The organism is Ascidiaceihabitans donghaensis (assembly GCF_900302465.1).
In the GTDB taxonomy this organism is placed as follows: Bacteria; Pseudomonadota; Alphaproteobacteria; order Rhodobacterales; family Rhodobacteraceae; genus Ascidiaceihabitans; species Ascidiaceihabitans donghaensis.
In genome coordinates this window covers 1,961,734-1,986,920 of record NZ_OMOR01000001.1, presented here as the reverse complement: position 1 = coordinate 1,986,920, position 25,187 = coordinate 1,961,734, and the positions used below count along the sequence as shown (strand labels likewise).

Annotated in this window: 24 protein-coding genes; 11 read left to right on the top strand and 13 right to left on the bottom strand. The window is 55.2% G+C overall.

Annotated features, from left to right (window positions below; all coding sequences use genetic code 11):
- Nucleotides 1-145: 145 nt before the first annotated feature.
- The 7 genes from ASD8599_RS20490 to pyrH form a co-directional block, all read right to left on the bottom strand.
- On the bottom strand, nt 146-271 hold the full coding sequence (locus ASD8599_RS20490) for a hypothetical protein (RefSeq protein ID WP_281261555.1): 126 nt from the start codon (nt 269-271) through the stop codon (nt 146-148).
- A 156-nt stretch (nt 272-427) separates the two neighbouring features.
- On the bottom strand, nt 428-1,768 hold the full coding sequence (gene rseP / locus ASD8599_RS09935; RefSeq protein WP_108828380.1) for an RIP metalloprotease RseP: 1,341 nt from the start codon (nt 1,766-1,768) through the stop codon (nt 428-430).
- Between the two features lie 5 nt (nt 1,769-1,773).
- Nucleotides 1,774-2,946: a 1-deoxy-D-xylulose-5-phosphate reductoisomerase gene (dxr, locus tag ASD8599_RS09930; RefSeq protein WP_108828379.1), complete on the bottom strand. Its 1,173-nt coding sequence runs from the start codon at nt 2,944-2,946 to the stop codon at nt 1,774-1,776.
- A complete protein-coding gene (locus tag ASD8599_RS09925) occupies nt 2,946-3,740 on the bottom strand; it encodes a phosphatidate cytidylyltransferase (protein ID WP_108828378.1) in 795 nt (264 codons plus the stop codon). The genes dxr and ASD8599_RS09925 overlap by 1 nt, the downstream gene beginning before the upstream one ends.
- Complete coding sequence (gene uppS, locus ASD8599_RS09920; protein WP_281261564.1) at nt 3,737-4,468, bottom strand: polyprenyl diphosphate synthase; 732 nt, start codon at nt 4,466-4,468, stop codon at nt 3,737-3,739. Before uppS ends, ASD8599_RS09925 begins: the two co-directional genes overlap by 4 nt.
- Nucleotides 4,469-4,528: 60 nt before the next feature.
- Nucleotides 4,529-5,092, bottom strand: coding sequence for a ribosome recycling factor (gene frr / locus ASD8599_RS09915; protein ID WP_108828376.1), 564 nt, complete (start codon nt 5,090-5,092; stop codon nt 4,529-4,531).
- A gap of 145 nt (nt 5,093-5,237) precedes the next feature.
- The gene (pyrH, locus tag ASD8599_RS09910; RefSeq protein WP_181364460.1) at nt 5,238-5,963 is read right to left on the bottom strand and encodes a UMP kinase; all 726 of its coding nucleotides are present in this window, start codon (nt 5,961-5,963) and stop codon (nt 5,238-5,240) included.
- A 100-nt stretch (nt 5,964-6,063) separates the two neighbouring features.
- Here pyrH and miaA point away from each other — a divergent pair, with 100 nt between their 5' ends.
- The 5 genes from miaA (at nt 6,064) to ASD8599_RS09885 (ending at nt 12,869) form a co-directional block, all read left to right on the top strand.
- Nucleotides 6,064-6,951: a tRNA (adenosine(37)-N6)-dimethylallyltransferase MiaA gene (miaA, locus tag ASD8599_RS09905; protein ID WP_108828374.1), complete on the top strand. Its 888-nt coding sequence runs from the start codon at nt 6,064-6,066 to the stop codon at nt 6,949-6,951.
- Between the two features lie 75 nt (nt 6,952-7,026).
- The gene (locus tag ASD8599_RS09900; protein ID WP_108828373.1) at nt 7,027-7,800 is read left to right on the top strand and encodes a helix-turn-helix transcriptional regulator; all 774 of its coding nucleotides are present in this window, start codon (nt 7,027-7,029) and stop codon (nt 7,798-7,800) included.
- A gap of 309 nt (nt 7,801-8,109) precedes the next feature.
- Nucleotides 8,110-9,207, top strand: a complete 1,098-nt coding sequence (locus ASD8599_RS09895) for an ABC transporter permease (RefSeq protein ID WP_108828372.1) — start codon at nt 8,110-8,112, stop codon at nt 9,205-9,207.
- Nucleotides 9,208-9,220: 13 nt separating this feature from the next.
- Complete coding sequence (locus tag ASD8599_RS09890; protein WP_181364459.1) at nt 9,221-10,687, top strand: ABC transporter permease; 1,467 nt, start codon at nt 9,221-9,223, stop codon at nt 10,685-10,687.
- A 94-nt stretch (nt 10,688-10,781) separates the two neighbouring features.
- The gene (locus tag ASD8599_RS09885) at nt 10,782-12,869 is read left to right on the top strand and encodes a dipeptide ABC transporter ATP-binding protein (RefSeq protein WP_108830107.1); all 2,088 of its coding nucleotides are present in this window, start codon (nt 10,782-10,784) and stop codon (nt 12,867-12,869) included.
- A 63-nt stretch (nt 12,870-12,932) separates the two neighbouring features.
- Here ASD8599_RS09885 and ASD8599_RS09880 read toward each other — a convergent pair whose 3' ends face one another.
- The gene (locus ASD8599_RS09880; protein WP_108828371.1) at nt 12,933-13,388 is read right to left on the bottom strand and encodes a hypothetical protein; all 456 of its coding nucleotides are present in this window, start codon (nt 13,386-13,388) and stop codon (nt 12,933-12,935) included.
- 102 nt (nt 13,389-13,490) lie between these two features.
- The gene (locus ASD8599_RS09875) at nt 13,491-14,075 is read right to left on the bottom strand and encodes a lytic transglycosylase domain-containing protein (protein ID WP_108828370.1); all 585 of its coding nucleotides are present in this window, start codon (nt 14,073-14,075) and stop codon (nt 13,491-13,493) included.
- Between the two features lie 185 nt (nt 14,076-14,260).
- Here ASD8599_RS09875 and ssb point away from each other — a divergent pair, with 185 nt between their 5' ends.
- A complete protein-coding gene (ssb, locus tag ASD8599_RS09870; protein ID WP_108830106.1) occupies nt 14,261-14,770 on the top strand; it encodes a single-stranded DNA-binding protein in 510 nt (169 codons plus the stop codon).
- A gap of 87 nt (nt 14,771-14,857) precedes the next feature.
- Here ssb and aroB read toward each other — a convergent pair whose 3' ends face one another.
- Together aroB and ASD8599_RS09860 are read right to left on the bottom strand one after the other, a co-directional pair.
- The gene (gene aroB, locus ASD8599_RS09865; protein ID WP_108828369.1) at nt 14,858-15,967 is read right to left on the bottom strand and encodes a 3-dehydroquinate synthase; all 1,110 of its coding nucleotides are present in this window, start codon (nt 15,965-15,967) and stop codon (nt 14,858-14,860) included.
- Nucleotides 15,967-16,569, bottom strand: a complete 603-nt coding sequence (locus ASD8599_RS09860) for a shikimate kinase (protein WP_181364458.1) — start codon at nt 16,567-16,569, stop codon at nt 15,967-15,969. Before ASD8599_RS09860 ends, aroB begins: the two co-directional genes overlap by 1 nt.
- Nucleotides 16,570-16,651: 82 nt before the next feature.
- Between ASD8599_RS09860 and ASD8599_RS20285 the strand changes: the two genes are divergently transcribed.
- Genes ASD8599_RS20285 through ASD8599_RS09850 form a run of 3 tightly spaced genes read left to right on the top strand, consistent with a single transcriptional unit; the run spans nt 16,652 to nt 19,315 of the window.
- A complete protein-coding gene (locus tag ASD8599_RS20285; RefSeq protein WP_181364457.1) occupies nt 16,652-16,801 on the top strand; it encodes a hypothetical protein in 150 nt (49 codons plus the stop codon).
- Between the two features lie 10 nt (nt 16,802-16,811).
- Nucleotides 16,812-18,350 (top strand): hypothetical protein, encoded by a 1,539-nt coding sequence (locus ASD8599_RS09855; RefSeq protein WP_146188211.1) that lies wholly within the window; start codon nt 16,812-16,814, stop codon nt 18,348-18,350.
- The gene (locus tag ASD8599_RS09850; RefSeq protein WP_108828367.1) at nt 18,347-19,315 is read left to right on the top strand and encodes a site-specific tyrosine recombinase XerD; all 969 of its coding nucleotides are present in this window, start codon (nt 18,347-18,349) and stop codon (nt 19,313-19,315) included. Before ASD8599_RS09855 ends, ASD8599_RS09850 begins: the two co-directional genes overlap by 4 nt.
- Here the strand turns inward: ASD8599_RS09850 and ASD8599_RS09845 are convergent.
- A complete protein-coding gene (locus tag ASD8599_RS09845; RefSeq protein ID WP_108830104.1) occupies nt 19,267-20,070 on the bottom strand; it encodes a metallophosphoesterase family protein in 804 nt (267 codons plus the stop codon). The two genes, ASD8599_RS09850 and ASD8599_RS09845, sit on opposite strands and share 49 nt — an antisense overlap.
- 195 nt (nt 20,071-20,265) lie before the next feature.
- On the opposite strand from ASD8599_RS09845, the gene ASD8599_RS09840 reads away from it, so the two are divergent.
- Together ASD8599_RS09840 and ASD8599_RS09835 are read left to right on the top strand one after the other, a co-directional pair.
- Nucleotides 20,266-21,519, top strand: a complete 1,254-nt coding sequence (locus ASD8599_RS09840; protein WP_422664764.1) for an HlyC/CorC family transporter — start codon at nt 20,266-20,268, stop codon at nt 21,517-21,519.
- A gap of 80 nt (nt 21,520-21,599) precedes the next feature.
- The gene (locus ASD8599_RS09835; RefSeq protein WP_108828366.1) at nt 21,600-22,616 is read left to right on the top strand and encodes a hypothetical protein; all 1,017 of its coding nucleotides are present in this window, start codon (nt 21,600-21,602) and stop codon (nt 22,614-22,616) included.
- Between the two features lie 28 nt (nt 22,617-22,644).
- Here the strand turns inward: ASD8599_RS09835 and ASD8599_RS09830 are convergent, their stop codons facing one another.
- The gene (locus ASD8599_RS09830; RefSeq protein ID WP_108828365.1) at nt 22,645-25,080 is read right to left on the bottom strand and encodes a GcvT family protein; all 2,436 of its coding nucleotides are present in this window, start codon (nt 25,078-25,080) and stop codon (nt 22,645-22,647) included.
- Nucleotides 25,081-25,187 lie beyond the last annotated feature (107 nt).

Sequence of the window (25,187 nt, the reverse complement as noted above, 5' to 3'; positions counted from 1 at the left end):
GCTCGAAGACCCCAGTCTCATGGTTGTAACCCACTCTTCAGACATTGATGTCCTTGTGAGTACCCAGATTACGCAGGCTTGTCAAAACGCCAAAGGCCCCGATTAGGTATCGGAGCCCATAAATATTTCAATATGTAGCGGTTGACTACAAACCGCTAAGCCAAACGCCCGCGACGAGACCAATAAAAAGTGAACCGACAAACAGCACACGATCAAGGTTGAGTTCCATCAACAGGCCAAGCCCACGATATCCGCTTTGAATGGTTTGCATGTGTTACGTCCTTTTCATTGAGGTCAGGATGTAACTGCTAAATTTGTCTGCATTAGGGCCAAATGTGGCAAAATCTGGGCATCTGTCCCCTAGAACGCAAAACGGCGCCAGATCCTGACGCCGTTTCTTGTTTAAAGACTTATTTGCAGCCTCGATTTAAGGGCAGAACAAATCATTGCCCAACGCAAAGACCATCAATGTCAGCACCAAAGCCAGACCAATAGTCATCAACACACGCATCCATGTGTCGCTGGGTGGTTTGCCTGTGACAGCCTCATAGGCGTAAAATACCAGATGGCCGCCGTCCAATGCGGGGATCGGGAAAAGATTAAGGAACCCGACCGCCGTGCTGAGAACCGCAATGAAATTCAGAAACGGCAAGAACCCGGCAGATGCCATCGCACCCGATGTTTGTGCGATACCGACGGGGCCAGACAGGTTACAGGTGCTGATATCGCCTGACATCATGTATTTAAGCCCGGTCAGGGATCCCGAGATAATCTCGCCGACGCGGGATATACCGGCTGGGATCACAGTGGTCAGGCCAAGGCTCTCTGTCGCGATTTCAAACGGAGCGCTGCTGAAGACGCCAATACGGTAATGCGTCTCAAACCCGCCATCTGCGCTTGGCTCGTCTGTGCGTTTGGGGATCATTTCGGCGTCAAATACAGTACCTTCGCGCCAAACTGACAAAACGATAGGTTTGCCTTCAACGGCTTTTACAGCACGCACCAAATCGCCGAACGTGGCGATCGGCGCGCCATCGGCTTGCACAATCACGTCCCCTTCCAACAGTCCGGCACGCTGTCCGGCACCGCGCGGTGTCACACCACCCACGCGCGCCGAAAACGGGTGTGGGCCTGTCACGTCAAGTTCTGCGCCATCGCGCAGCACGGCATAGGTCACGTCGGTCTCATTAGGAAGCGTGTCTTGGGCGGGAAAGCTGACGCTACCTTCCTCAAGCCGCTGTCCGGCAACGGCCAGTACAACATCACCGGCCTGCAATTGCGACACAACAGGCGTCGGGTGAACTTCACCAACGGTCAAAGGATCACGCGGCGCCCCCGTCATGGAAAACACAAAAGCAAACACGATGGCCGAGAATACAAAGTTAAACAAAGGTCCCGCAAAGACCGTCGCGGCACGCGCCCACAAAGGCGCACCATGCATGGTGCGGCGCAGGGCCACGGGGTCCGCTTCGGCCTGCGCCATAGCGTCTTCATCTTTGCCCGATGCCGCGTTCGCGTCGCCCGCAAATTTGACATAGCCCCCAAACGGTAAGGCTGCGATTTGCCACTGGGTGCCGCGTTTGTCTATGCCGCTCCAGATGACGGGACCGAACCCGATGCTGAAAACATCCGCATGGATGCCCGACCAACGCCCTACGATGTAGTGACCATATTCATGGATGGCCACGATGACGGATAACGCCAATACAAATGCCAGAATGGTCCAGCCAAAGCCGCCAAACTGCGAAATCAGTGATGCAATATCCAATGCGCCTACCCTGCTCTTTTTTTAATTTCGGCCCGTGCCGCTATCCGTGCCAAATGGTCCACATGGGCCACGTTATCAAGGGTCATCTTGTCATCAATATGGCCCCCGTGTCCGTCCATCCCGGTCAAAACCGCATCTACGACATCTGCCATTGCGGTAAATTTCAGGTGGCCGTCGATAAATCCATCCAAGGCCGCTTCTTTGGCCGCATTGAAAACGGCCCCCGACAATCCGCCCCGTTCCATCACTTCGCGCGCCAAACGCAACGCGGGCCAGCGCACAGTATCGGGGGCGCGAAACGTCAAAGCGCCGATTTGTGCCAGATCAAGGCGTTCAACAGGCAAGGTTTTGCGCTCGGGCCAATGCAGCGCGTACCCGATGGCGTGGCGCATATCGGGGGGACCGACGTGCGCCATCAATGCGCCATCGTGAAATCCGACAAGGGCGTGGATCATGGATTCAGGATGCACCAGCACTTCGATACGGGACGGTGCGACGCCAAAGTATTCTTTGGTTTCGATCAGCTCCATCGCCTTGTTGAACATAGACGCAGAATCAATCGTGATCCGCTGTCCCATGTCCCAATTGGGGTGAGACGAGGCCTGCGCCAGCGTCGCGTCTTGCAGCTTTTCTATGGGCCAATCCCGAAACGCACCACCGCTGGCGGTGATGATGACACGTTCAACAGCATCCATGTCCTCGCCCACAAGCCCCTGAAACACAGCCGAATGTTCGCTGTCTACAGGCAGGATACGGGCGTTGTGGCCTTGGGCTGTGGCCAGCATCAATGATCCCGCACAGACCAGCGATTCCTTATTGGCCAACGCCAAAGTCGCACCCTGTTGCAAAGCGTTCAGGCTTGGGGCCAAGCCCGCGGCGCCCACGATGGCCGACATGAACCAGTCCACAGGGCGTTGCGCGGCCTCATGCAAAGCCGCCTGCCCCGCTGCAGCATCGACGCCCGATCCCGCAAGCAATTCGCGCAAGTGGTCCAGCTGTGTGTCATCCGCTGTCACCGCCACATCTGCATTCAGGCGGCGGGCATCTTTGGCAAGCTGTTCAACGTTGCGCGCGCCCGTTAAGGCCACGACATCATAAGCGTCAGGGTCGCGAGCGATCAGATCGATGGTGTTTTGCCCGATTGATCCGGTGGCCCCGAAGATGCTGACGCGGCGCATCAGGCCAACCCGGGCGGAAAGCCCACAATCTGGCCTATGATCAACAAAAACACCGATGCGCCCAACATCCCATCAAACCGATCCAATACGCCGCCATGGCCAGGGATCAGATTGGAGCTGTCTTTGACGTCCATTGCACGTTTTATGGCGCTTTCAGCGATGTCACCCATTTGTGACGCCATGGAAATAGCGATCGAAATGCCGATCAATTCCAGATTTGCACCGGTTTGTAGCGCAAACACCCAGCCCACGACAGCAGCTGCTACCCACCCAAAGCCGGTGCCGGACCACGTCTTTTTCGGGCTGACCTTGGGCCAGAACTTCGGGCCGCCAATCATACGTCCTGCAAAATAACCCACAACGTCTGTGGCCACGACAACGCAAACCAGCCACAGCAACCACGTAAGGTCCAGATCATCGCGCACCGACATCATGCCAAAACCCGCCAACAGCACCATGACTCCAAAGCTCATGTAGATTGTGCGGTTCTTGTCCAACTGCCCGAACCCCACCAAAGCAGGGGCAAGCAGCAGCGGCAAGGCAAAGCCAGTCGGCAGATAAATCGCCAAGATCAACGCCAACGCACTGATGCCGCCAAGCTGAATTGCCAATGAACCGGACGCTGGCGCGATCATCCGCACCAGTTCCCAGATCATCAATCCGCAAATCAGTGACACCAGTACGTGAAAGACGTGACCGCCGACCCACATGCCCCAAACACCCACAACCAACATAGCAGCCGCAGAGCCGGCACGCGCCGCCAGATCGGACCATTTGTCAGGTTTTTCTGTCATGTTTTCACCGCCCCAAAACGCCTGTCACGCCCCCCATAAGAGGCACACAACGACGCAAATTCCTCAGCTGTGAAATCCGGCCACAGCGTGTCGATAAATTCATATTCCGCATAGGCCGATTGCCAAAGCAAAAAGTTCGAAATACGCGCTTCGCCACTGGTGCGAATGACCAGATCGGGATCGGGTAAAACGTAAGTATCCAAGTACTTTGGCAGCGTTTCTTCATCCACATCGTCCGGACTTAAGCGCCCTTGCGCTACATCGCGGGCCAGACGCTTTGTGGCGCGGGCAACTTCATCGCGGCCACCATAATTCAAAGCGATGGTCAGGTTCACTGCCGTGTTTGAGGACGTCATGTCCTCGAGGTCGTCCATCAATTTGATCAACTTGGCATCCAGACGCATTCGGTCACCGATGAACCGTACACGTGCGCCGAACTGATCCAATGCACGGGCCTCTTTGGTGATGTAGCGGCGAAACAGGCTCATCAGTCCGGCCACTTCGACTTGCGTGCGTTTCCAGTTTTCGGTGGAAAACGCAAAGATGGTCAAATAGTCGACCCCGACATCAGGGCAGCTTTGCACAACTTCGCGCACGCGTTTGGCACCTGCGTGGTGCCCGAACAGCCGTGGCCGCCCGCGCTGAGTGGCCCACCGCCCATTGCCGTCCATGATAATGGCGACATGACGTGGACCAGATTTTTGCGTGTCCTGAGTGATGCGAGAAATCCTGTAGCTAACCTGCGAAGCGGCCCTTTTTCTGGCCACGCAATATGATGTGTCGGCGCGTTAGACCTGCATGATCTCGGCTTGTTTGGTTTCCAGCGTGTCGTCGATCAGTTTGATGAATTTATCCGTCATTTCCTGAACCTCGCCTTCCCAAAGCTTCTGGTCATCTTCCGACATTCCGTCTGCTTTGGCTTTCTTGATCTGGTCCATGCCATCCCGACGCAGGTTGCGGATCGAAACCCGCGCACCTTCGGCATATTGTCCGGCGACCTTTGTCAATTGGGTGCGGCGCTCTTCGTTCAGCTCGGGGATGGGCAACATGATGATTGTGCCGTTGAGCTGCGGGTTGATACCCAACCCGCTTTCACGAATGGCCTTTTCCACAGCGTTGACCATGGATTTATCCCACACGTTGATTGTCACCATCCGCGGTTCCGGCACGTTGACCGTTCCAACCTGATTGATCGGGGTGCGTTGCCCGTACGCTTCCACCATCACCGGTTCCAGCATCGACGCCGACGCGCGGCCCGTGCGCAATGACGCGAATTCCGTTTTCAAAGCCGCAATCGCCCCGTCCATCCGACGCGTCAGATCGTCGGTGTCCAGCATAAAATCTTCAGACATCAGGAGTTCCCCGTATTTAATCAGTGCCCCATTCGGGCTTTTTTCCAAGTATAGATCAAGCAGATAGCAAAATGCCAGTGGGCTTTCGCGCAGTTTCTGTGCAGACGCTGCTCAACTGACATCGCAACCCGAAAGCGTTCCCCTGCTAGCCGTGCACTTTGGTATAAGTACCTTCGCCTGCCAGAATACCTTTGAACCCGCCCGGCTCATCCAGTGAAAAGACGATGATCGGCAGGTTGTTGTCGCGTGCCAAGGCAATCGCCGACGCGTCCATAACCGCCAGACGTTTGGCCAGCACATCATCATAGCTGACGCTGTCGTATCGCACGGCATCATCGTGTTTTGCGGGGTCTTTGTCGTAGACACCGTCCACTTTGGTGCCTTTGAAGATCGCCTCGCAAGACATTTCATTGGCCCGAAGCGTCGCGGCCGTATCGGTTGTGAAATATGGGTTGCCCGTACCGGCCGCAAAGATGCACACACGTTTCTTTTCAAGGTGGCGCACCGCACGACGGCGAATATAGGGTTCCGCCACTTCGTTCATCGTGATCGCAGAAATAACCCGCGTGTGGATGCCCAAACCTTCCAAGGCGGATTGCATCGCCAGCGCGTTCATCACAGTGGCCAACATGCCCATGTAGTCAGCCGTTGTACGTTCCATCCCCTGCGCAGACCCTTGAAGCCCGCGAAAGATATTGCCGCCGCCGATAACCATGCAAATCTCGACGCCCATGTCGTGAACAGTCTTCACTTCGGCCGCAATCCGTTCAACAGTGGGTGGGTTTAGGCCAAAATTGCCGTCCCCCATCAATGCCTCCCCCGAAATCTTCAACATGACCCTGTTAAATGACGTTTTGGGTTCATCAGACATTATGCGCTCCGTGGGCTATTTTGTTTGGGCGTAAAATGTCGGAAAAGAACGGCAAGTTCAATGCGTGCCACACAAGGATCGGCAAAGAAATGACAGCGGCATGACCATCGCGGGCAAATTCAACCTCAACGACCTGCCACCTGAGCAACCGGTTTTGATTGCCGGACCAACAGCGTCGGGCAAATCGGCTTTGGCTTTGGCAATTGCCGAAACCGGGGGCGGTGTGGTCGTGAATGCCGACGCAAGTCAGGTTTATGACTGTTGGCGCGTCATTACGGCATGTCCCTCCCCCGCCGAAGCCGACCGAGCACCACACGCGCTGTATCAATACGTGCCCTTTGATGCGCCCTATTCGGTCGGCCATTGGCTGCGCAATGTCGCACCCTATCTTGGCGCGGCGGTGCGCCCTATCATTGTGGGTGGCACCGGATTGAACTTCAAGGCTTTGACACAGGGCTTGGCAAATATCCCCCAAACGCCCCCAGACGTACGCCGTGAAGCGGATGACCTGGTGTTGGATGTGCTATTGGCGCAAATTGATGATGCCACGAAAGCCAACCTGGATCAGCACAACCGCATGCGTGTGCAACGCGCGTGGGAGGTGCAACGCAGCACCGGACGGTCGCTATTGGAATGGCACAAAGCGACGCCACCGCCCCTTCTGGACGAAAGCAAAGCAGCCTGCATTGTTATGGATGCCCAAAAGGACTGGTTGAACGACCGCATCGCCCGACGCTTCGATATGATGGTCGACGACGGCGCCATGACCGAGATTGCAGCAATGCAAGATCGCTTTGATCCCGCGCTTCCCGCGTGCCGTGCGATTGGTGTGCCGGAACTTATGGCCCACCATCTGGGCGAGATCACGTTGAAAGAAGCCAAGGCTCGCGCCATCATATCGACCCGCCAATATGCGAAGCGTCAACGCACTTGGTTTAGATCGAAAATGAGAAACTGGATACATGTGGATCCGCGCACGCTTTCATAAAAAGAACTATTAGACCGTTTTTATGTTTCCATTTCCGAGATTGCATTCATTTTTCGGACATGGCATGGTTTTGGGATGACCAACACAGTCCAAATCACAACATTAGGCACTTTGACATCGGGACAAGACTGGCGTGTGACCCTACCCCACGCGCAGCCCTACCCGCAGCTCTTTTGGATCACGCGGGGACAGGGGGTTTTGATGCTTGGGGGGACGCGGCGCGGTGTTGGAACCCATAATCTGATTTACGTCCCTGCCTTTTCCTTGATGTCGTTGGAGATGGGGCGTCAATCCATGGGATTGGTCGCGACCTGTCCGCTGTCACTGGCCGATGGTCTTCCCGAAACACCCCGTCAGCTGCGCATCCGGGACGTTTCAGCGATTTCGGAATTGACCGGCCTGTTTGAAGCGGCACAACGCGAAGCAGCGTCGCAAAAGCCTTTCTTTGAGGATGCCTTGGCGGCCCATATGGGTCTGATTTCGGTGTGGTTGCGCCGCCAGCTGGCGTTGCCCGAAAACGCGGAGCAAAAAGAAAAAGCGGCAGCGCGGCTGGCGGCACGGTTTTGCACTTTGGTGTCTGCGCCAGACGCCAGCTTGCACACGATGGCCGACCATGCCGAGACCCTTGGCGTGACCCCGACACATCTGACACGCGCCTGCAAGGCCGCAACAGGGCGCACAGCCGCCGACATCCTAACGCAATCCATTTTGCATAAGGCGCTTTGCGCTTTGCGTGACACGGACGCAACCGCCAAAACCATTTCGCAACAGCTTCACTTTGGCAGCCCAGCTTACTTCACACGGTTCATTCAGCACCACACAGGAAGCCCCCCTTCCAGTTTGCGCTAACTGAATCCTTTGACATAACCTGCGGTGGATGCGTCGTTTTTGAAATAGTTAAATGTCGCAAAATATCGACCAAATGACTTTTCCCAGCGTTGACCTTGGCGCGGTTCTGTTGCCTGATAGGCAAAATTACTAACTCGTTTGGCTGCGGTGCCTGGAAAAAGGGCTGTAAATCGCAGAGACCGAACGGCCGGGGGGCAACAGACAGACGCACGATCCACACTATTTCAACATCATCCGAGCAGAGCCAAACAGGTCGCCGGTCATAAAAGCAGTAAAAACTGCGCAAACAGCCTACCAACAGGGGCACACATGGGACTATTCATCCTCAGACGTCTGGGCGTGATGATTTTGACGGCACTTTGCCTGACATTCATCGTGTTCTTTCTGACAAATCTTTATCCAAACCTTGAAAAACTGGCCAAAACCCAAGGCAACTTCCGCATGTCGGAAGAAGAAGTCGCATCCTATCTGGAGCCACGCGGTTACTTGGACCCTATGCCGGTCAAATTCGGAAGATGGCTGGGCGTTGTGCCGGGCTGGGTGTCTGAAAAGACCGAAAGCGACGGGACCGTAACGGTGACAGGGCGCTGCTTTATCAGCACCACTCCCGAAGACGAGCGCCCGACGTTTTGCGGTGTCTTGCAAGGCGATTGGGGCTTTTCCACGGTCTTTAAAGACGATGTCGCGGGCATCGTTGGTGTCAGATTGGCGGCCACTGGCAAGCTGATGGGGGTCGTTTTTCTGGTTATGGTGCCAATGGCATTGATTGTGGGGGTGCTGGCCGGAATGCGTGAAGGGTCCAAACTGGACCGGTCACTGTCGACCTTCTCCATCGCAACAACCGCGACGCCCGAATATGTGTCTGGGGTGATTTTTATCGCCCTTTTGGCGTCTTCCAAAAACGGTATATCGCCACTGCTTGTGGAATGGGGCTGGATAGATGGCAAAACCCTGTTTTTGGGATCGGCCACAAAGGCTGTGACGGACGCCACATTCTGGAACTTCTTCCTGCCTGTTATGACCATCGCATTGTACGGCATGGGATACATCGCCCGAATGACGCGCGCCTCCATGACAGAAGTCATGACCGCGCAGTACATTCGCACGGCGCGCCTGAAAGGTGTGAGTTTTCCCAAGATCGTTATGAAACACGCCCTACGCAACGCACTGATCGCGCCCTTTACTGTGATCATGTTGCAGGTGCCGTGGCTTTTGAACGGTGTTGTCATCGTTGAGACCTTGTTCAACTACAAGGGATTTGGCTGGCTGCTGGTGCAGGCCGCTGCCAACAATGACATTGAGCTTCTTCTGGCGGTTTCCGTCGTCTCCGTGATCGTGGTTTTGATCACACAGCTGATTTCCGACATCGGCTATGTGTTCTTGAACCCACGTATCCGCATTTCATAAGGGGAACCTGATTATGGACCCATTAACGTGGACCGGAGGCCTGAGCCTTCTGAACTACCCATTGATGCTGATGGCCGCTTTGCTGCTGGCCGGCATCCTTATTCAAATCGTGATGTCGTTCTTTGTGGCTGCAAGTACCCCGACTGTGAATGCAGATGGCACATTGACCGAAAACGCAGGCCTTATGGGAACGATTGGCACCGGGGTGCGAATGCTGCTGCTGGCTGTCATCGCGCTGGTGCTGCTTTATATCATTGGCGGGGCTTTGATGGGCCCAGACGCGGGCATCGTCGGCGGCATGTCGCGACAGTTGTTGCCGGTTTGGATCGCCTTGATCGTGCTTTTTGCCGTATCCATCAAATTCAAACGCAAACTGGGACTTTACGGCAAGCTGTTTGACAGCACCGTTGGCATGATTGGCTTTGGCCTTGTCATGTTCTGGGTGATCGCGGGTGTGATGGCCGGCGTCTTTGACATGCTGGTCACCCATGACACGCTGTCGCAGTCTTCGGGCATGAAGAACAAGGTGCCCGGGACACCGCTGCGGGGCGCAGAGGACGCCGACTACCAGTGGTTCCTGCTGGGGGGCGACAATCTGGCCCGCGACGTGTTCAGCCGCTTGTTTGAAGGGGCTTGGATTGTGGTCTATATCGCGCCCATCGCCACGCTGTTTGCCTTTATGGTGGGCATCACCCTTGGTTTGCCTGCAGGCTATTACGGTGGTCGTCTGGATACGGTCTTGTCCTTTCTGGCAAACCTGATCCTCGCCTTTCCGGTCATCTTGCTGTTCTATCTGCTTGTCACTCCGGAAATTCGTGCCACAGGCATTCCAAGCTATATGGCCGGAGTATTGTTCATCTTTCCGTTGATCTTCTTCGGTGTCTTGTTGAACTCACGCTACTACACCCAACCGAAAATCCGCACACCCTTGCTGATTGTGGTTCTGGGCATCATGGCATGGGCCTATTTGTCGCTGATCTCGAACGAAGGCACTTTTGTGACCAACGAACGCTACACAATCCCAGGGTTGCCAGCTGCATTGGACTGGATCCCGATGCCGCCCGAAATTCTGGTGGTGTTTGTGTCTGTTGTCTTTGTGAACTCTATCACAGTGTTCCGGATCGTGCGCGGCTTGGCGCTGGATATCAAAACCCGCGATTACGTGGCCGCGGCCCAGACCCGCGGTGAAGGCCCGTGGTACATTATGCTTTGGGAAATCCTGCCCAATGCCCGTGGTCCTCTGATCGTCGATTTTTGCCTGCGTATCGGCTACACCACCATTCTGTTGGGCACCCTCGGTTTCTTTGGCCTTGGTTTGGAATCGGAAAGCCCTGACTGGGGCACAACCATCAACTCGGGTCGTCGCCTTCTGGCGCTTTATCCCCATGTTGCCATGGCCCCTGCCCTTGCTTTGTTGTCATTGGTTCTTGGACTGAACTTGTTGGCAGATGGTTTGCGTGAAGAAAGCCTGAAGGACTGATTGAGAGGACGGACCGGGGGCCAGCCCCCGGACCCCCGAGGTTTATTTGGCGAGATGAAACAGGATCATAGTTTCATCCAGCTTGGAGAAGATGATGACAAAACTAGATTATGACGGTCCAATTCTTGAAATTGACCAACTGTCGATATCGTTTTTTACGCGCTTGCGTGAAATTCCTGCCGTGATGGATTTTTCCGTCACTGTCCAACCCGGCGAGGCCGTAGGTCTTGTTGGAGAATCCGGATGTGGCAAGTCCACGGTCGCCTTGGGTGTCATGCAGGATTTGGGCAAAAACGGCCGCGTTGTTGGCGGGTCCATCAAATTCAAAGGTCAAGATCTGGGTCAAATGACCATGGAGGAGCTGCGTGACATTCGCGGGTCCGAAATCGCAATGATCTATCAGGAGCCTATGGCCTCTTTGAATCCTGCCATGCGGATCGGCAAGCAGTTGATGGAAGTTCCGATGATCCATCAGGGCATGTCTGAAAAGGATGCTTATGAGCGCGCGTTGCAGGTTGTCACAGATGTGAAACTGCCTGACCCTGCCCGCATCCTGAACAGCTTTCCGCATCAATTGTCCGGCGGTCAACAACAACGCATCGTGATTGCGATGGCCTTGATGTCAGAGCCTTCGTTGCTGATCCTGGATGAACCGACCACTGCCCTTGACGTGACCGTCGAAGCCGCCGTTGTCGAATTGGTCAAAGACCTTGGCAAGAAATACGGCACATCCATGCTGTTCATCAGCCACAACCTTGGTCTGGTTCTGGAAACCTGTGACCGCATCTGCGTGATGTATTCAGGCGAGGCCGTCGAGACCGGCAGCATCGAAGATGTCTTTGACAAGATGCAGCACCCCTATACGCAGGCTCTGTTCCGGTCGATCCCTCTGCCCGGCGCTGACAAGAATGCGCGGCCTTTGGTGGCAATTCCGGGCAACTTTCCCCTGCCCCACGAACGCCCGCCGGGCTGCAACTTTGGCCCGCGCTGTGACTATTTCGAAGACGGGCGCTGCAACGAGGATACCCGTATCCGGATGGCGGAAGTGGCGGGCGACGATCGCCACGCATCACGGTGCCTGAAATTCAAGGAAATCGATTGGAACGCTCCGTTGACGTTGGCTGAGACCAAAACAAAAGGCGAAGTTGGCGAAGTCGTTTTGTCTATGGACAAGCTTAAGAAGTATTACGAAGTCGCTGCCAATGCCATGTTCGGCGGGGGCGAAACAAAAGTGGTCAAGGCGAATGAGAGCCTTAGCTTTGAAGCCAGAGAATCCGAGACGCTTGCCATCGTGGGCGAATCCGGGTGTGGGAAATCGACATTCGCGAAAGTGCTGATGGGCTTGGAAACAGCCACTGAAGGCACCATCACAATGAATGGCACCCAAATTCAGGACACCCCGATCGAGGCCCGCAACACAAAAACTGTGGCGGATGTTCAGATGGTGTTCCAAAACCCGTTTGACACGTTGAACCCGTCAATGACCGTCGGGCGCCAGATCATTCGCGCTTTGGAAATTTTCAAAATCGGCAACAGCGAAGCGGAACGCCGCACGCGCATGTTGGAACTGCTGGATCTGGTAAAACTGCCTCGCGAATTTGCCGACCGCATGCCACGCCAGTTGTCGGGGGGCCAAAAGCAACGCGTAGGTATCGCACGTGCCTTTGCCGGTGACGCGCGCATCGTCGTGGCAGACGAACCTGTGTCTGCTTTGGATGTGTCGGTGCAGGCGGCGGTTACGGATCTATTGATGGAAATCCAGCGTGAGCAGAAAACCACCCTTTTGTTTATCAGCCACGACTTGTCGATCGTGCGTTATTTGAGCGACCGCGTGATGGTGATGTATTTGGGGCATGTGGTTGAACTGGGGTCTACGGATCAGGTCTTTGCGCCGCCCTATCACCCCTATACCGAAGCTTTGCTTTCAGCGGTGCCAATCGCAGACACATCGGTGGAAAAACAACACATTGTACTGGAAGGCGACATTCCGTCCGCCATGAACCCGCCCCCCGGTTGCCCCTTCCAAACACGATGCCGCTGGAAATCGGAAGTTCCTGGTGGGTTGTGTGAAAAAGACATACCCCCCGTGCGTCATTTGGCAGACGGGCACCAGGTGAAGTGTCACCTAAGCGATGAAAAGCTGGCGCAAATGGAACCTGTTATCAAAATCGCGGCACAGTAGAGGCTGAATGCGCAAACATGAGGTGGGCCAGTCTTTGGCCTGCCTGCCGCACTTGGGTCTGTGTCATGCGGTGGCCGCGAAATACGTCAGGTACACGAAGTAGAACGCTTGCAGGTTGATCAATACCATGCCCAGCATGTAGCCGGTCCAAAACTGCAAGGCGCGGGCTTTGGTATTGCCGAAAATCTGGCACAACAGCGTTATCACTGCCCCGCCGACCACAGCCAATGTCAGCCCAAGCATTTGAGGATCTGCTTTGACGATGGCCAAAATAAGCAACGGCGGCTGTGTTACGAAGATTTCAAAGCCCACAGCTGTGCGAAACGCGTACCCGACGCCCGCCCCGACAATCAAACCAAACAAAATCACCGCATAGTAGAAGGCGCCCTTTTTGGCTGTGTTGCACACCAGATTGTCGGGCTTGAAGGATTGCGGCGCATCATCGCCTGCATAAAGCTGCGGAGTGCTGCGTTCGATCCGTCCAAGGCGGTCCGAGAATGAAGTGGTGCTGACGGCCATGCGTACATCCTTTTGTGACTTTGGATGAGGGCTACGGCACAATCATGGCAGCAATTGGATTGAGGACGGACAAAAGCATGACAACGGCTTGCCCCGCAATCATCAGCTGCCCCAGATGATCTTTACGTAGTTCCGTGTCTCGCGGAACGGCGGCACGCCACCATATTTTTTCACCGCCCCCGGGCCTGCGTTATACGCAGCCAATGCCAACCGCCAAGATCCGAATTCACGGTATTGCTGTTGCAGATAACGCGCACCACCATCCAGATTTTCGTATGGATCACGAGGATTTACACGTAACACGCGGGCTGTGCCGGGCATCAGTTGCGCCAGCCCATACGCCCCGGCGTGTGATTTTGCATTCGGGTTCCAGTTGCTTTCTTGCTGCACCAGTCGCAAGAACAAGTCTTCGGGCACACCGTTGCGTCGCGCGGCGTCACGCGCCATCGCCAGATACACGCCTTTGTATTTGCCTTTGAACTTTTGGCCCTTGTTCCATTTGGTGGGGGTGTTCACTTTGGCGGGCTGCAAACGGACCGAATTCGAATACTGTTTGGAGGCACGGCTATCGAGCACTTTTGTCTGAGACGAAAACAGCTTTTTGCGGTTTTTGGATGAAAATGTCTCGGCAACAGCCATGTCGCCGATGAAGGCCGCCGCCACAATAACCACTACACCTATGCGCATACCGTTTCGTCCCCACGACACCTGCCTTTGCGGCAATATAGGGATTTTTAACCATGAGACCAGTATTACCTGCCAGATTTCCCATCACGATCTGCGTTAGCAATTTAACAAGAGGGGCAAGGGCGATATAAGCCTGTCAAACAATGGTCCGGGATTCGGACAAAACAGCTTTCAAGGGGGATGCCATGGCTGGCTCTGTGAACAAAGTGATCCTAATTGGCAACTTGGGTGCGGACCCTGAAGTGCGCAGTTTCCAAAATGGCGGCAAAGTGTGCAATTTGCGCATTGCCACATCCGAGACGTGGAAAGACAAAAATACAGGCGAACGTCGCGAAAAAACCGAATGGACGTCTGTTGCGATCTTTCAGGAAGGGCTTGTGCGCGTCGCAGAACAATATCTGCGCAAAGGGTCCAAAGTATACATCGAAGGCAAATTGCAAACCCGCAAGTGGCAAGACCAATCTGGTCAGGACCGGTACACCACAGAAGTCGTATTGCAGGGTCTTGGCGGCAACCTGACAATGCTGGACGGACGCAATGACAACAGCGGCGGTGGCGGCGGCAACTATGGTGGTGGCGGCGGTGGTGGTTCTATGGGCTACGATTCCGGTCAATCCAACAACAACGGCGGATACGGCGGTGGCCAATCGTCCCCTGCCCCATCCCGTGATCTGGACGATGAAATCCCGTTCTAAAAATCTTTACAAAGGTAGGGTGCACCAGGGTGCACCTTACCACGCAACGGGTAGGCAATAGGAGCGTGGACAGCAAAGTGCTGTGCTTTACGCTTTCAGCGCATCGCCCAGAACATCCAACACAACGCCTTCTGGCACGTCAGATGTGACAAACGCCTCGCCAATCCCCCGCGCCATAATAAAGCGCAACTGGCCGTCCACGACTTTTTTATCCTGACCCATCAAGGCCAAAAGTGCAGCTGCGTCCGGCAGATCCCCTTCAATGTCCTTGAGATCAGTCTTCATGCCCATCGCCTTTAGGTGGGCCCGCAAGCGGCTTGGATCTTCTTGGGCACACAGTCCCATCCGCGACGACGTTTCAAACGCAAGCGCACACCCAATCGCCACCCCTTCGCCGTGCAGCAAGCGATCCGAATAGCCGGTGGCCGCTTCGAGCGCATGACAAAACGTGTGCCCAAGGTTCAAAAGGGCCCGGTCCCCTTGTTCGGTCTCATCGCGCATCACGATTTCGGCTTTCATCTGCACCGAGCGCTTCACTGCATAGGCACGGGCCGCAATATCTCCGGCTGCCATGTCCGGTCCGTGGGTTTCAAGCCAGTCAAAGAACGCAGCGTCCCCCAAAAGCCCGTATTTCACGACCTCGCCACACCCCGCAAGAAAATCGCGTGGCTGCAAAGTGCCCAATACCTCAATGTCTGCCAGAACCAGACTTGGTTGATGGAATGCCCCAACCAAGTTCTTTCCGTGACGGGTGTTGATGCCGGTTTTGCCCCCGACAGAACTGTCGACTTGAGCCAACAAGGACGTCGGAATTTGTACAAACCGCACGCCACGGCGTAAAATTGCGGCTGCGAACCCCACAAGGTCCCCAATAACACCACCGCCCAACGCCACCACCACGTCGCGCCGTTCGACTTTTTCATCCAGCATCCATTCCACAGTTTTGATGACGTTGGTCCAGTTTTTGGTCGCTTCCCCCGGTGGCAAAGACAGCGCCGCCATAGCGATGCCCTCTGCGGCCAGTCCTTGGCGCAACGTGTCCAGATGCAACGCCCCAACCGTATCATCAGTCACGACCACAACACGCGGCCTGTGCAAAAGCGGCGCGATCAGTGTGCCTGCCTCTTGCAGCAGTCCGGTTCCGATTAGAATGTCGTAGGCCCGCCCGGGCAGATCAACATGAACGGTTTCGCGCATTAGGTTTTCTCCAGAACATCGCTGCGGGCCAATATGGCCTCTATGACACGATCGGCCATAGCATCAATCGCCACACCGTGGTCTGATGGCACCATGACATCCGCCATCCGGTATACTGGCACACGCGCCTGAAACAACGCGGCCAATGTGGCTTTGGGATCATCGGTTTGCAGTAAGGGGCGCGTGTCTTTGTGGCGCACCCTGTTCCACAACACATCCAGATCGGCGTTGAGCCAGACCGACACACCGCGTTCACTGATGGTTTCACGGTTTTGCGCCCCCAGAAACGCCCCTCCGCCGGTCGACAGAATACATGGCGTCGCGTCCAGAAGGCGCGTAATCACCTGGGTTTCCTTTGTCCGAAAGAACGGCTCACCATCGCGGCTGAATATCTCGGGCACAGTCATATTGGCCGCCGCTTCGATTTCCGCATCGCTGTCCAGAAACGCAACATCCAGCTTTTGGGCCACCGCCCGCCCGACAGCAGTTTTGCCAGCCCCCATCATTCCCACCATCACCACAGTCTTTTTCAATCGAAATGTGGCCTGTGGTCCGGTGTGGGTGGGTGCCTTATCGGCCATGGATTGCTCAATTTTGCTCATGTTGACGTGAATGACGTGATATTGTGAAAAAGGCCATATATAAGTTGATCAAAAGACGACATCAAAAAAGGCAGGCACCCCCATGTTCAAATTAATCAAGCTTCTGATTTACCTGTGCTTTTTCGGGTTTGTCGGCTTGGTAGGCTATGCATATGTCGGCCCCTTCTTCGGTGCCGATTTTTCTGCTCCGCAAGAAGAAGTGCGCGCACCTGTGGTGTTGAATGCAGACTAAAGCAGTCATTTTGTCAGCAACGTTTGCTGTTTTGGCGACTGTTCTGGCGCATGGCACCGCCTTTGCCCAAGACACACCGCAAGGCCAACCGCTGTCTGTGATTGATTGGCTTGATACGCAGCCCGCTTCCCAACCGCTGCCCCAACCTGCAGCGTTGTTGCCGGATGAGCCGGATGTTGCGACAAGCGGATCGGTGGCGCAGGTCACGGTGGCCCCCTTGGACGGACAAGGACCGCGTATCATCGGATTGGTTCCGTCTGACGTGACGGGACTGCCGGACAGTTTGTGGACCCATTCGGACGCCCAAAGCCTGACCCGTAAATTGGGCACATTAACCGCGCAACATCTGCCAAGTGCGCAATCCTTGTTCTATACTGTTTTGTTGGCTGAAACCGCGCCACCCAAAGGCAAAACAGAAGCGTTCCAGTTGGCCAGAATTGACGCGCTGATCGATTTGGGTGCAGTTGATCCTGCATTTGCCTTGATCCAACAGGTTGGACCCGAAAAAGACGCCCAGCTGTTTTCGCGTTTCATTGATCTGAGCCTTTTGAATGATACGGAAGAAACGGCCTGTGCTGCATTGCTAAAAGCGCCACAACTGGCCCCCGGCTATGCGGCACGGATTTTTTGCACTGCGCGCGCTGGCGATTGGTCAACGGCCGCGTTGTTGCTTGGCACGTCACGGGCGTTGGGTGTTTTGCCTGAACCCCAGTCCAATGCATTAGAGCGTTTTCTGGACCCAGACCTTTTTGAGGGTGCCGCACCTTTGCCCCGTTTGGCCGATCCGGATGCATTGATGTTTCGGGTTTACGAGGCGCTTGGCCAGCCGATCAGCACAAAAACATGGCCACGCGCCTATGCCCACGCCGATTTGCGAGACGTGACAGGATGGAAGGCCCAACTGGACGCAGCAGAGCGTTTGGCCACCGTCGGGGCCTTACCTGCCAATCGTTTGCTTGGCGTGTATTCCACACGCAGGCCCGCAGCCTCTGGCGGCATTTGGGACAGGGTCGCTGCCGTCCAACGTCTGGAAACCGCAATTCGCACCCAAAGCCCCCAAGCCATTGGCAAAACGCTGCCACTGGCGTGGCAAAAAATGAAGTCTGCGGGCCTTGCCGCGCCGTTTTCCACACTTTTTGCACCTCAGGTTGCGGGCTTTGATCTTGAAGGTCCTGCCAAAAACATAGCGTTTAAAATGGCTATGATGTCTCCGGACTATGAGGCTGCAGCAGTCACGGACGATCCGGCTTTTGTATTTTTAGCCGGCCTTGCAAAAGGCACGCCGCCCAAAGGCAATACCGACTTAGAACTTGCGATTGAACACGCATTTTCCACGGCGGAGTTGGCAGAGAAATTTCAAATAGCGCTGAACACCCGGACCCGGTCATTGGGGGCTGTGCTGATAGATATTCTGGAACAGGTCCAAGCAGGCGCACAAGGCGATCTGACCCAACTGACCGAAGGCTTGCGCAATCTACGTGCGCTAGGTCTGGAAGACACCAGTCGCCGCGTGGCCTTAGAGTTGCTTATTCTGGGGCCTGCGTCATGAACGATACAGATCGCTGGATTTCCACTTTTCTGGACGCGCAGGCCGCAGAACTGGGGGCCGCAAACAACACTTTGTTGGCATATGGCCGCGACCTGAAGGATTTTGCCGAATGGCTGACGGCACGCAAGACCAGCTTTGACACCGCCACTCAGGATCACGTTGAACACTATCTGGTGCATTGTGACGCCCAAGGGTTGGCCAAAGCCACCCGCGCACGGCGTTTGTCGTCAATCAAGCAAATCTACCGCTTTGCCTTTGAAGAAGGCTGGCGGACAACCAACCCCGCCATTCAGGTGTCCGGTCCCGGTCTGGACAAGCGTTTGCCCAAAACCCTCGACGAGGCAGAAGTCGACAGGTTGCTGGCCGCTGCCCGGACAATGGGTCGCGACACACTGCGCAACACCTGCTTGATGGAACTGCTTTATGCCACGGGGATGCGGGTGACTGAACTGGTCAGCCTACCTGTGACCGCAGCGCGTGGTGATCCCCGCGTTTTGCTGATTTTGGGCAAAGGCGGAAAAGAGCGCATTGTGCCCTTATCGCCCCCTGCCCGCGCGGCCTTGGCAGAGTGGTTGCCATTTCGGGATGCGGTTGATGACACGGCAAAAACCAAGGGTGCCCCGCCATCAAAATTCCTGTTCCCTTCGCGTGGCAAAGACGGGCATCTGACGCGCCACAGGTTCTACCTTTTGATCAAGGAATTGGCCGTGGCTGGCGGTGTGACACCCTCCAAGGTCACGCCACATACTTTGCGCCATGCTTTTGCGACACATCTGTTGGCGGGGGGGGCCGATTTACGATCGATCCAGGCAATGTTGGGGCATGCCGATGTGGCCACGACAGAAATATACACCCATGTTCTGGATGCGCGCCTGACCGAATTGGTGTTGGATCATCACCCGCTTGCCACAGCCGTTCAGCGGCGGCGTAAAGCAGGTGGCAAAATGTCTTCTGATGGCCAATAGCCCGTTTCCAAGGCAATATCATACCCCTGCATCAGACCTGCGTTTTCCATGACCCCTTGTGCGCCTTTCACGTCATAGGGCAACCGGCTCATCTGCACAGCGCCTTTTTCCAGCACCATAAAATGTGTATATGAACGCCCGTCGTGGGCAGGCATGCCGATCGCACCGGCATTGATCCATCGCCCAAACGGCGTCTCTTTGATGAACGGCAGACCCGAATGCCCTACAATCACATGGTTGACCCGCCCGATGGCATTGGTCAACGCAGCCCATTCGTTTTCAAATTCTTCCATGGGCGACACACGCCAGATGAAGCGTGCCACGTCCGTGGCGCCACCATGCAGCACCGCATAGCGTTCCCCCTGATGGTCAAAGGTGATGACATCGGGAAGCTCTGCCATCCAATCAATGTCTTTTTGGCTCAATTGTTCTTTGGCAAACGCAAACCAGAACAAGGACGCAATATCGCAGGCAGTGCCTTGTTCAAAACCGCATCCGCATTCGGCTTCCCCTTTGGCCAACTGGATTTCACAGTTTCCAGCCACCACAGCACATCCCGCCTGACGCACCATGTCCACAGTCAATGCGGGGTCACCGCAATACGCCACGGTATCCCCTGTGCAAATCAGATGGGACGGTTTGATTTTGCGTTTTGCGGCCTCTTCAAACAAAGCAAGAGTCGCGTGTGCATTTGAATACGGACCACCAAAAACCAAAACAGAACCGTCAAGTGTGCCGAGGTGATGATGTCGCATGCCGCAATCCTTTGTCGTGCGGGCCTTGATTGCGCCGCTTTGCCACCCCATAACCAAATCAACTATAGGATACACGTTAAAATGGACGAACCTTCTACCACAATTCAAGTCACAAATTCGCTTGAAGCAGCCCAGATATTGGGGGCGGCATCAGCATTGGATGCGGCCTTTTGGGTGACGTGCGCGGTGATATTGATGCTGCTGGTGATGTCAGGGTTCTTTTCCGGGTCTGAAACGGCCTTGACTGCGGCGTCACGCGGGAAGTTGCGATCGCAGGCAGACAAAGGATCACGCGGAGCAGCACGGGCCTTGCGGATCACAGAAGACAATGAACGCCTGATCGGCTCCGTTTTATTGGGCAACAACATCGTTAACATTCTGGCAACATCACTGGCGACGGCCATCTTCACACGCGCCTTTGGCGAAAGTGGCGTTGCTTTGGCAACACTTGTTATGACAGCGTTGGTTTTGGTATTCGCCGAAGTTTTGCCCAAGACATACGCCATCACGAATTCTGAAAAAGCCGCTTCGTTTGTGTCGGCGCCCATTGCCCTGATCGTGTTCATCTTTTCGCCTATCGTGGCGGCCGTGCGCTTTTTTGTGCGTGGCGTGCTTGGCGTGTTTGGTGTGAAAATTGACCCCGACAGCAACATTCTGGCAGTGCGCGAAGAAATCGCGGGCGCCTTGCAATTGGGCCATTCCGAAGGCGTTGTAGAAAAAGAAGACCGCGACCGCATCTTGGGTGCGTTGGATTTGGGCGACCGGGTGGTAGAGGAAATCATGTTGCACCGCTCTGACATTGAGATGGTCAATATCGACGACGGCCCCGAAGCCATTCTGGAACAGTGCCTACAATCCAATCACACGCGCCTGCCCGTGTTCAAAGACGATTCCGAAAACATCATTGGCGTGATCCACGCCAAAGACCTGTTGCGCGCCATGTACAAAATCATTGGTGGCCCCGATGGCGACGCCACCGCCCTGAAAAGCTTCAATGTGGTGGACGTGGCGATGGAGCCATACTTTGTCCCCGAAACCACCACGCTGGACGATCAGATGCGTCAGTTCTTGCGCAAACACACCCATTTTGCACTGGTTGTCGATGAATATGGCAGTTTGCAGGGGCTGATTACTCTAGAAGACATTCTGGAAGAAATCGTGGGCGAAATTACTGATGAATTCGACCCGGATGGCGACCATCCTGTTGTGACGGGCGAAGATGGCCAGTTCATGGTGGATGGGGCAATGACGATCCGCGATTTGAACCGGGCAACGGAATGGAACCTGCCTGATGACGAAGCCAACACCGTCGCAGGGCTGGTGATCCACGAGGCACAAATGATCCCCACTGCCGGTCAGGTTTTTTCATTCCACGGGTTTCGTTTCGAAGTCATAGCCCGCGAAGGCAACAGGATCACGGGTTTGCGTATTCGTCCGTTGGTACATTGATGCTGCAGGCTGCCATTTGACCAATTAGGGTGATATTTACGCATCCGCGCTAACAAACCCTATTCGACAACGGGATTTGTATGCGCAGCTTGATCCGTAAGAAATTTGCGACCGCGGCGTCACTGCTGCCGATGCTGGCGCTGGTGCTGAGCTGGCCCAGTGCGTTGCGCGCCCATTGTGATGTCATCCCTGAATTTGGAACACTTTTGCGATTGTCACTACAAATGGCAGACAGCGACGATGATGCGGCAGACATTTTTGCGCAATCCAACGCATTGCTTGGGGCATTGGCACTGGACGTGACGACGGCGCGACTTGGTGATGCAGACCATAGTAATGCGCAATCTACGGTTACTGTCTTTTTGCAAAATATGCAGTTTATCAATCGCGTGGCGGCCTCAAGCAGCCCTGCAAAAGCACAAGCCTATATGCAGTCCGATGCATTCATAACAACCCGCAGCGCCGCTTTTCGCACCTATCAGACCCTGTGCCATGACGCCGATGCGGCAACATTGGAAGACCTGTTTCCAGGCGACATACCGACCATTGCGTCAGACAGCGATCACGCGACGCTAGGTGTTGGTCTTGGCACGACAAACCAACCCTCTCAGTCAGACCAAAGCTGGGGACGGCTTTTGATTGGGTTGTGGGGGTTGTGCGTTTTTTGTGTCACCGGCTTGCATTATGCGCTGATTTTGAAAACATCCGGACGCTTGATGCGGCATTATTGTAAAATCCCCGCAAGGCTGAGTGTAGCTGCACAAGACGTTTCAGGACACGTATTGCTTATCGGGGTCAATGGGGCGCGATTTGAACCGGACAATGACGAAGATGCAGCATCAATCGAGGGTCTTGATGCTGGGATGTTTTGCGACATAACAATTGCGGGCCAAGAGATGGCCGCGAAAACGATTGATCAGGCGACATCTCGCGTCGCCCTGTTGTTCACGGAACCATTGGAGAAAGCTGAGGTCAAAGCGGCCTTGGATGCCTCTTTGACCCCACCAAAACCCGACAGAACCGGCAGAAGCGTTAACGCGGCAACACGGTATCGCTTTGGCAAGGGACATATTTCCGATCCGCTTTCTGATACGTAAGCGTACGACGCATACGACCCAATAGACCTTATGCGCGCAGTTTTTGCCCTTTAGGATCGAACGGCGGTTCCGCTAGAACGCGTGCTTTGTGTGGCAGTCCAAGCACCATAACATCGACTATGTCCCCATTTTCCACGCCTTTGACGTAACCCAAGGCCAAGCTCATCCCGACAGAGTATCCATATGCACCAGACGTCACACGCCCGACTCCTTGCCCGTCTTTGAAAATCGGCTCTCCTCCAGTCGCGTCGGCGTTTGAAGCGTCCGTCTCAGCCCCATCCAGATGCAACAAGACCAGCCGTTCGCGCATCTCGTTTTTCAACACATCAGCAACGGCTGCTTTGTTTAGAAACTCCTTGTTCATCTTGCACAACCGGTCCAACCCGACCTCTTGTGGCCAATACTCTGGCGAATACTCGCGTCCCCATGACCCGTACCCTTTTTCAACGCGCAAAGACATCAATGCCCGCCCGCCCACAGGTCCCGCGTCAAAGGCTTTGCCCGCATCCAACAACGCCGTGTAAAGGCGCAGTTGATCCGCCTCGGCGCAGTGCAGTTCCCACCCCAGATCGCCGGTAAAAGAGACACGCAGCGCCAAGACATCAACACCGGCAAGTTCAATGCGTTGCGAGCGCATGAATGGAAAATCTTCTGTCTCTAGCGATGTATTGGTCAGCCTTTGCAACAGCTTGCGGCTGTCCGGTCCGGCAACATTGAACCCGCAAACACTGTCCGTGAGGCTTTCAAACACCGTGCCTTCCGGGCACGGCACTGCATTAAAGAAACGTGCGTGATAGCGTTCGGCCATACCCGATCCGATGATCCAGAATTCGTCTTCGGCCAGTCGCGTGACGGTGAAATCGCCTGCAATTCCACCCCGCACTCCGATCAGCGGTGTCAGACAGGACCGTCCAATCGCTTTCGGCATCACATTGGCAAAAACAGCGTTCAACCACGTCTCGGCGTCTGGCCCCTTGCACCGGTATTTGGCGAAGTTCGAGATGTCGATGATGCCAGCACGGTCCCGCAACATTTTGCATTCCGCGCCAACAGGGTCCCACCAGTTTTGGCGCGTGAACCCGTCAGTGTCCGAAGCCCCCGGCGTGTCGGCATACCATAGTGGGTGCTCCCACCCATAGTTCAGCCCCATAACCGCGCCCATTTCCAGCTGCAAATCATGAACAGGACGCGTGCGCACAGCGCGGCCTGCGCCCCGTTCTTCATTGGGGAAGTGAATTTTGAAACGGTTTGCGTATTGGTCCCGTACACGTTCCTTCGTAAAGGTCTTGCCGGCCGCCCCTTGCGTGGCCCACGCCCCGAACCGCGCCATATCCCATGGAAACATGTCGTATTGCATTTCGCCTTCGATGATCCATTGGGCCACCATCAACCCCATGCCCCCCGACTGCGAAAAGCCCGGAATGATGCCGTTACAGCAGAAATACCCTTTTTTCTCGGGAACAGGTCCCAGCAAGACATTGGAATCCGGCGACCAGATCATCGGACCATTTATGACGCGTTTGATGCCCGCGGTCCCAACGACCGGAACGCGTTCGATGGCACGCATCATGTTGTCTTCGATACGTTCCAGATCATCGTCGAAAAGGTCATGGGCAAAATCCAGTGGCGTCCCGCCTTCCGCCCAAAACCGCATGTCCTTTTCATAGGCACCCACCAACAATCCTTGCCCCTCTTGGCGCAGATAATATTCACCGTCGCGGTCCGCAACCGAAGGCAACCGCCGATCCATCGCGTTTATTTCGGGAATTGTTTCAGTAACAAAATACTGGTGTTCTGTTGGTTGCAGCGGCAATTCTATACCCGCCAGCGCCGCAACTTCACGCCCCCACAGCCCGGCGGCGTTGATCACCCAAGGGGTTCGGATATCACCCTTTTCGGTTTCCACAATCCATGTGCCATCGGGTTGTGCCTCGGTGGCGAGGACCGGGTTGAAGCGCATAATCTCGGCCCCGTTTTGACGCGCCCCTGTCGCATAGGCCTGCGTCACTCCTGATGGATCCACATTGCCACCATCAGGTTCCCACATAATGCAGCGGATGCCATCGTAATCGACCAAGGGATTCAGGCGTTCGGCCTCTGCGCGGTCGACTTCATGAAAGTTCATGCCATACAATTTGGCCTTGGCCGCTTGCAAACGCAGCTGATGTTCACGGGCCTCGGTTTGTGCCAGATAAAGCGATCCGGGCTGGAAGACACCGCATCCCTGCCCTGTTTCCTGTTCCAGTTCTTTGTACAGCCCCATTGTATAGTGCTGGATACGGCTGATATTTGTGCTGTCGTGCAGTCCGTGAATATTGGCGGCTGCGTGCCACGTTGATCCTGACGTAAGTTCGTCGCGCTCGATAAGAACGACATCTGTCCACCCAAGTTTTGTGAGGTGGTACAAGATGGAACAGCCAATCACGCCGCCCCCGATAACAACTGCCTGTGCATGAGTGCGCATGAAACGAGCCTTAGGTTTGCTTAACTTTCGACCAACTTGCGCCGGGTGGCATTGGCACAGTAGCGCAGTTGCGACATGTCACGTCGCTGGCAAGCAAATCGCACCAA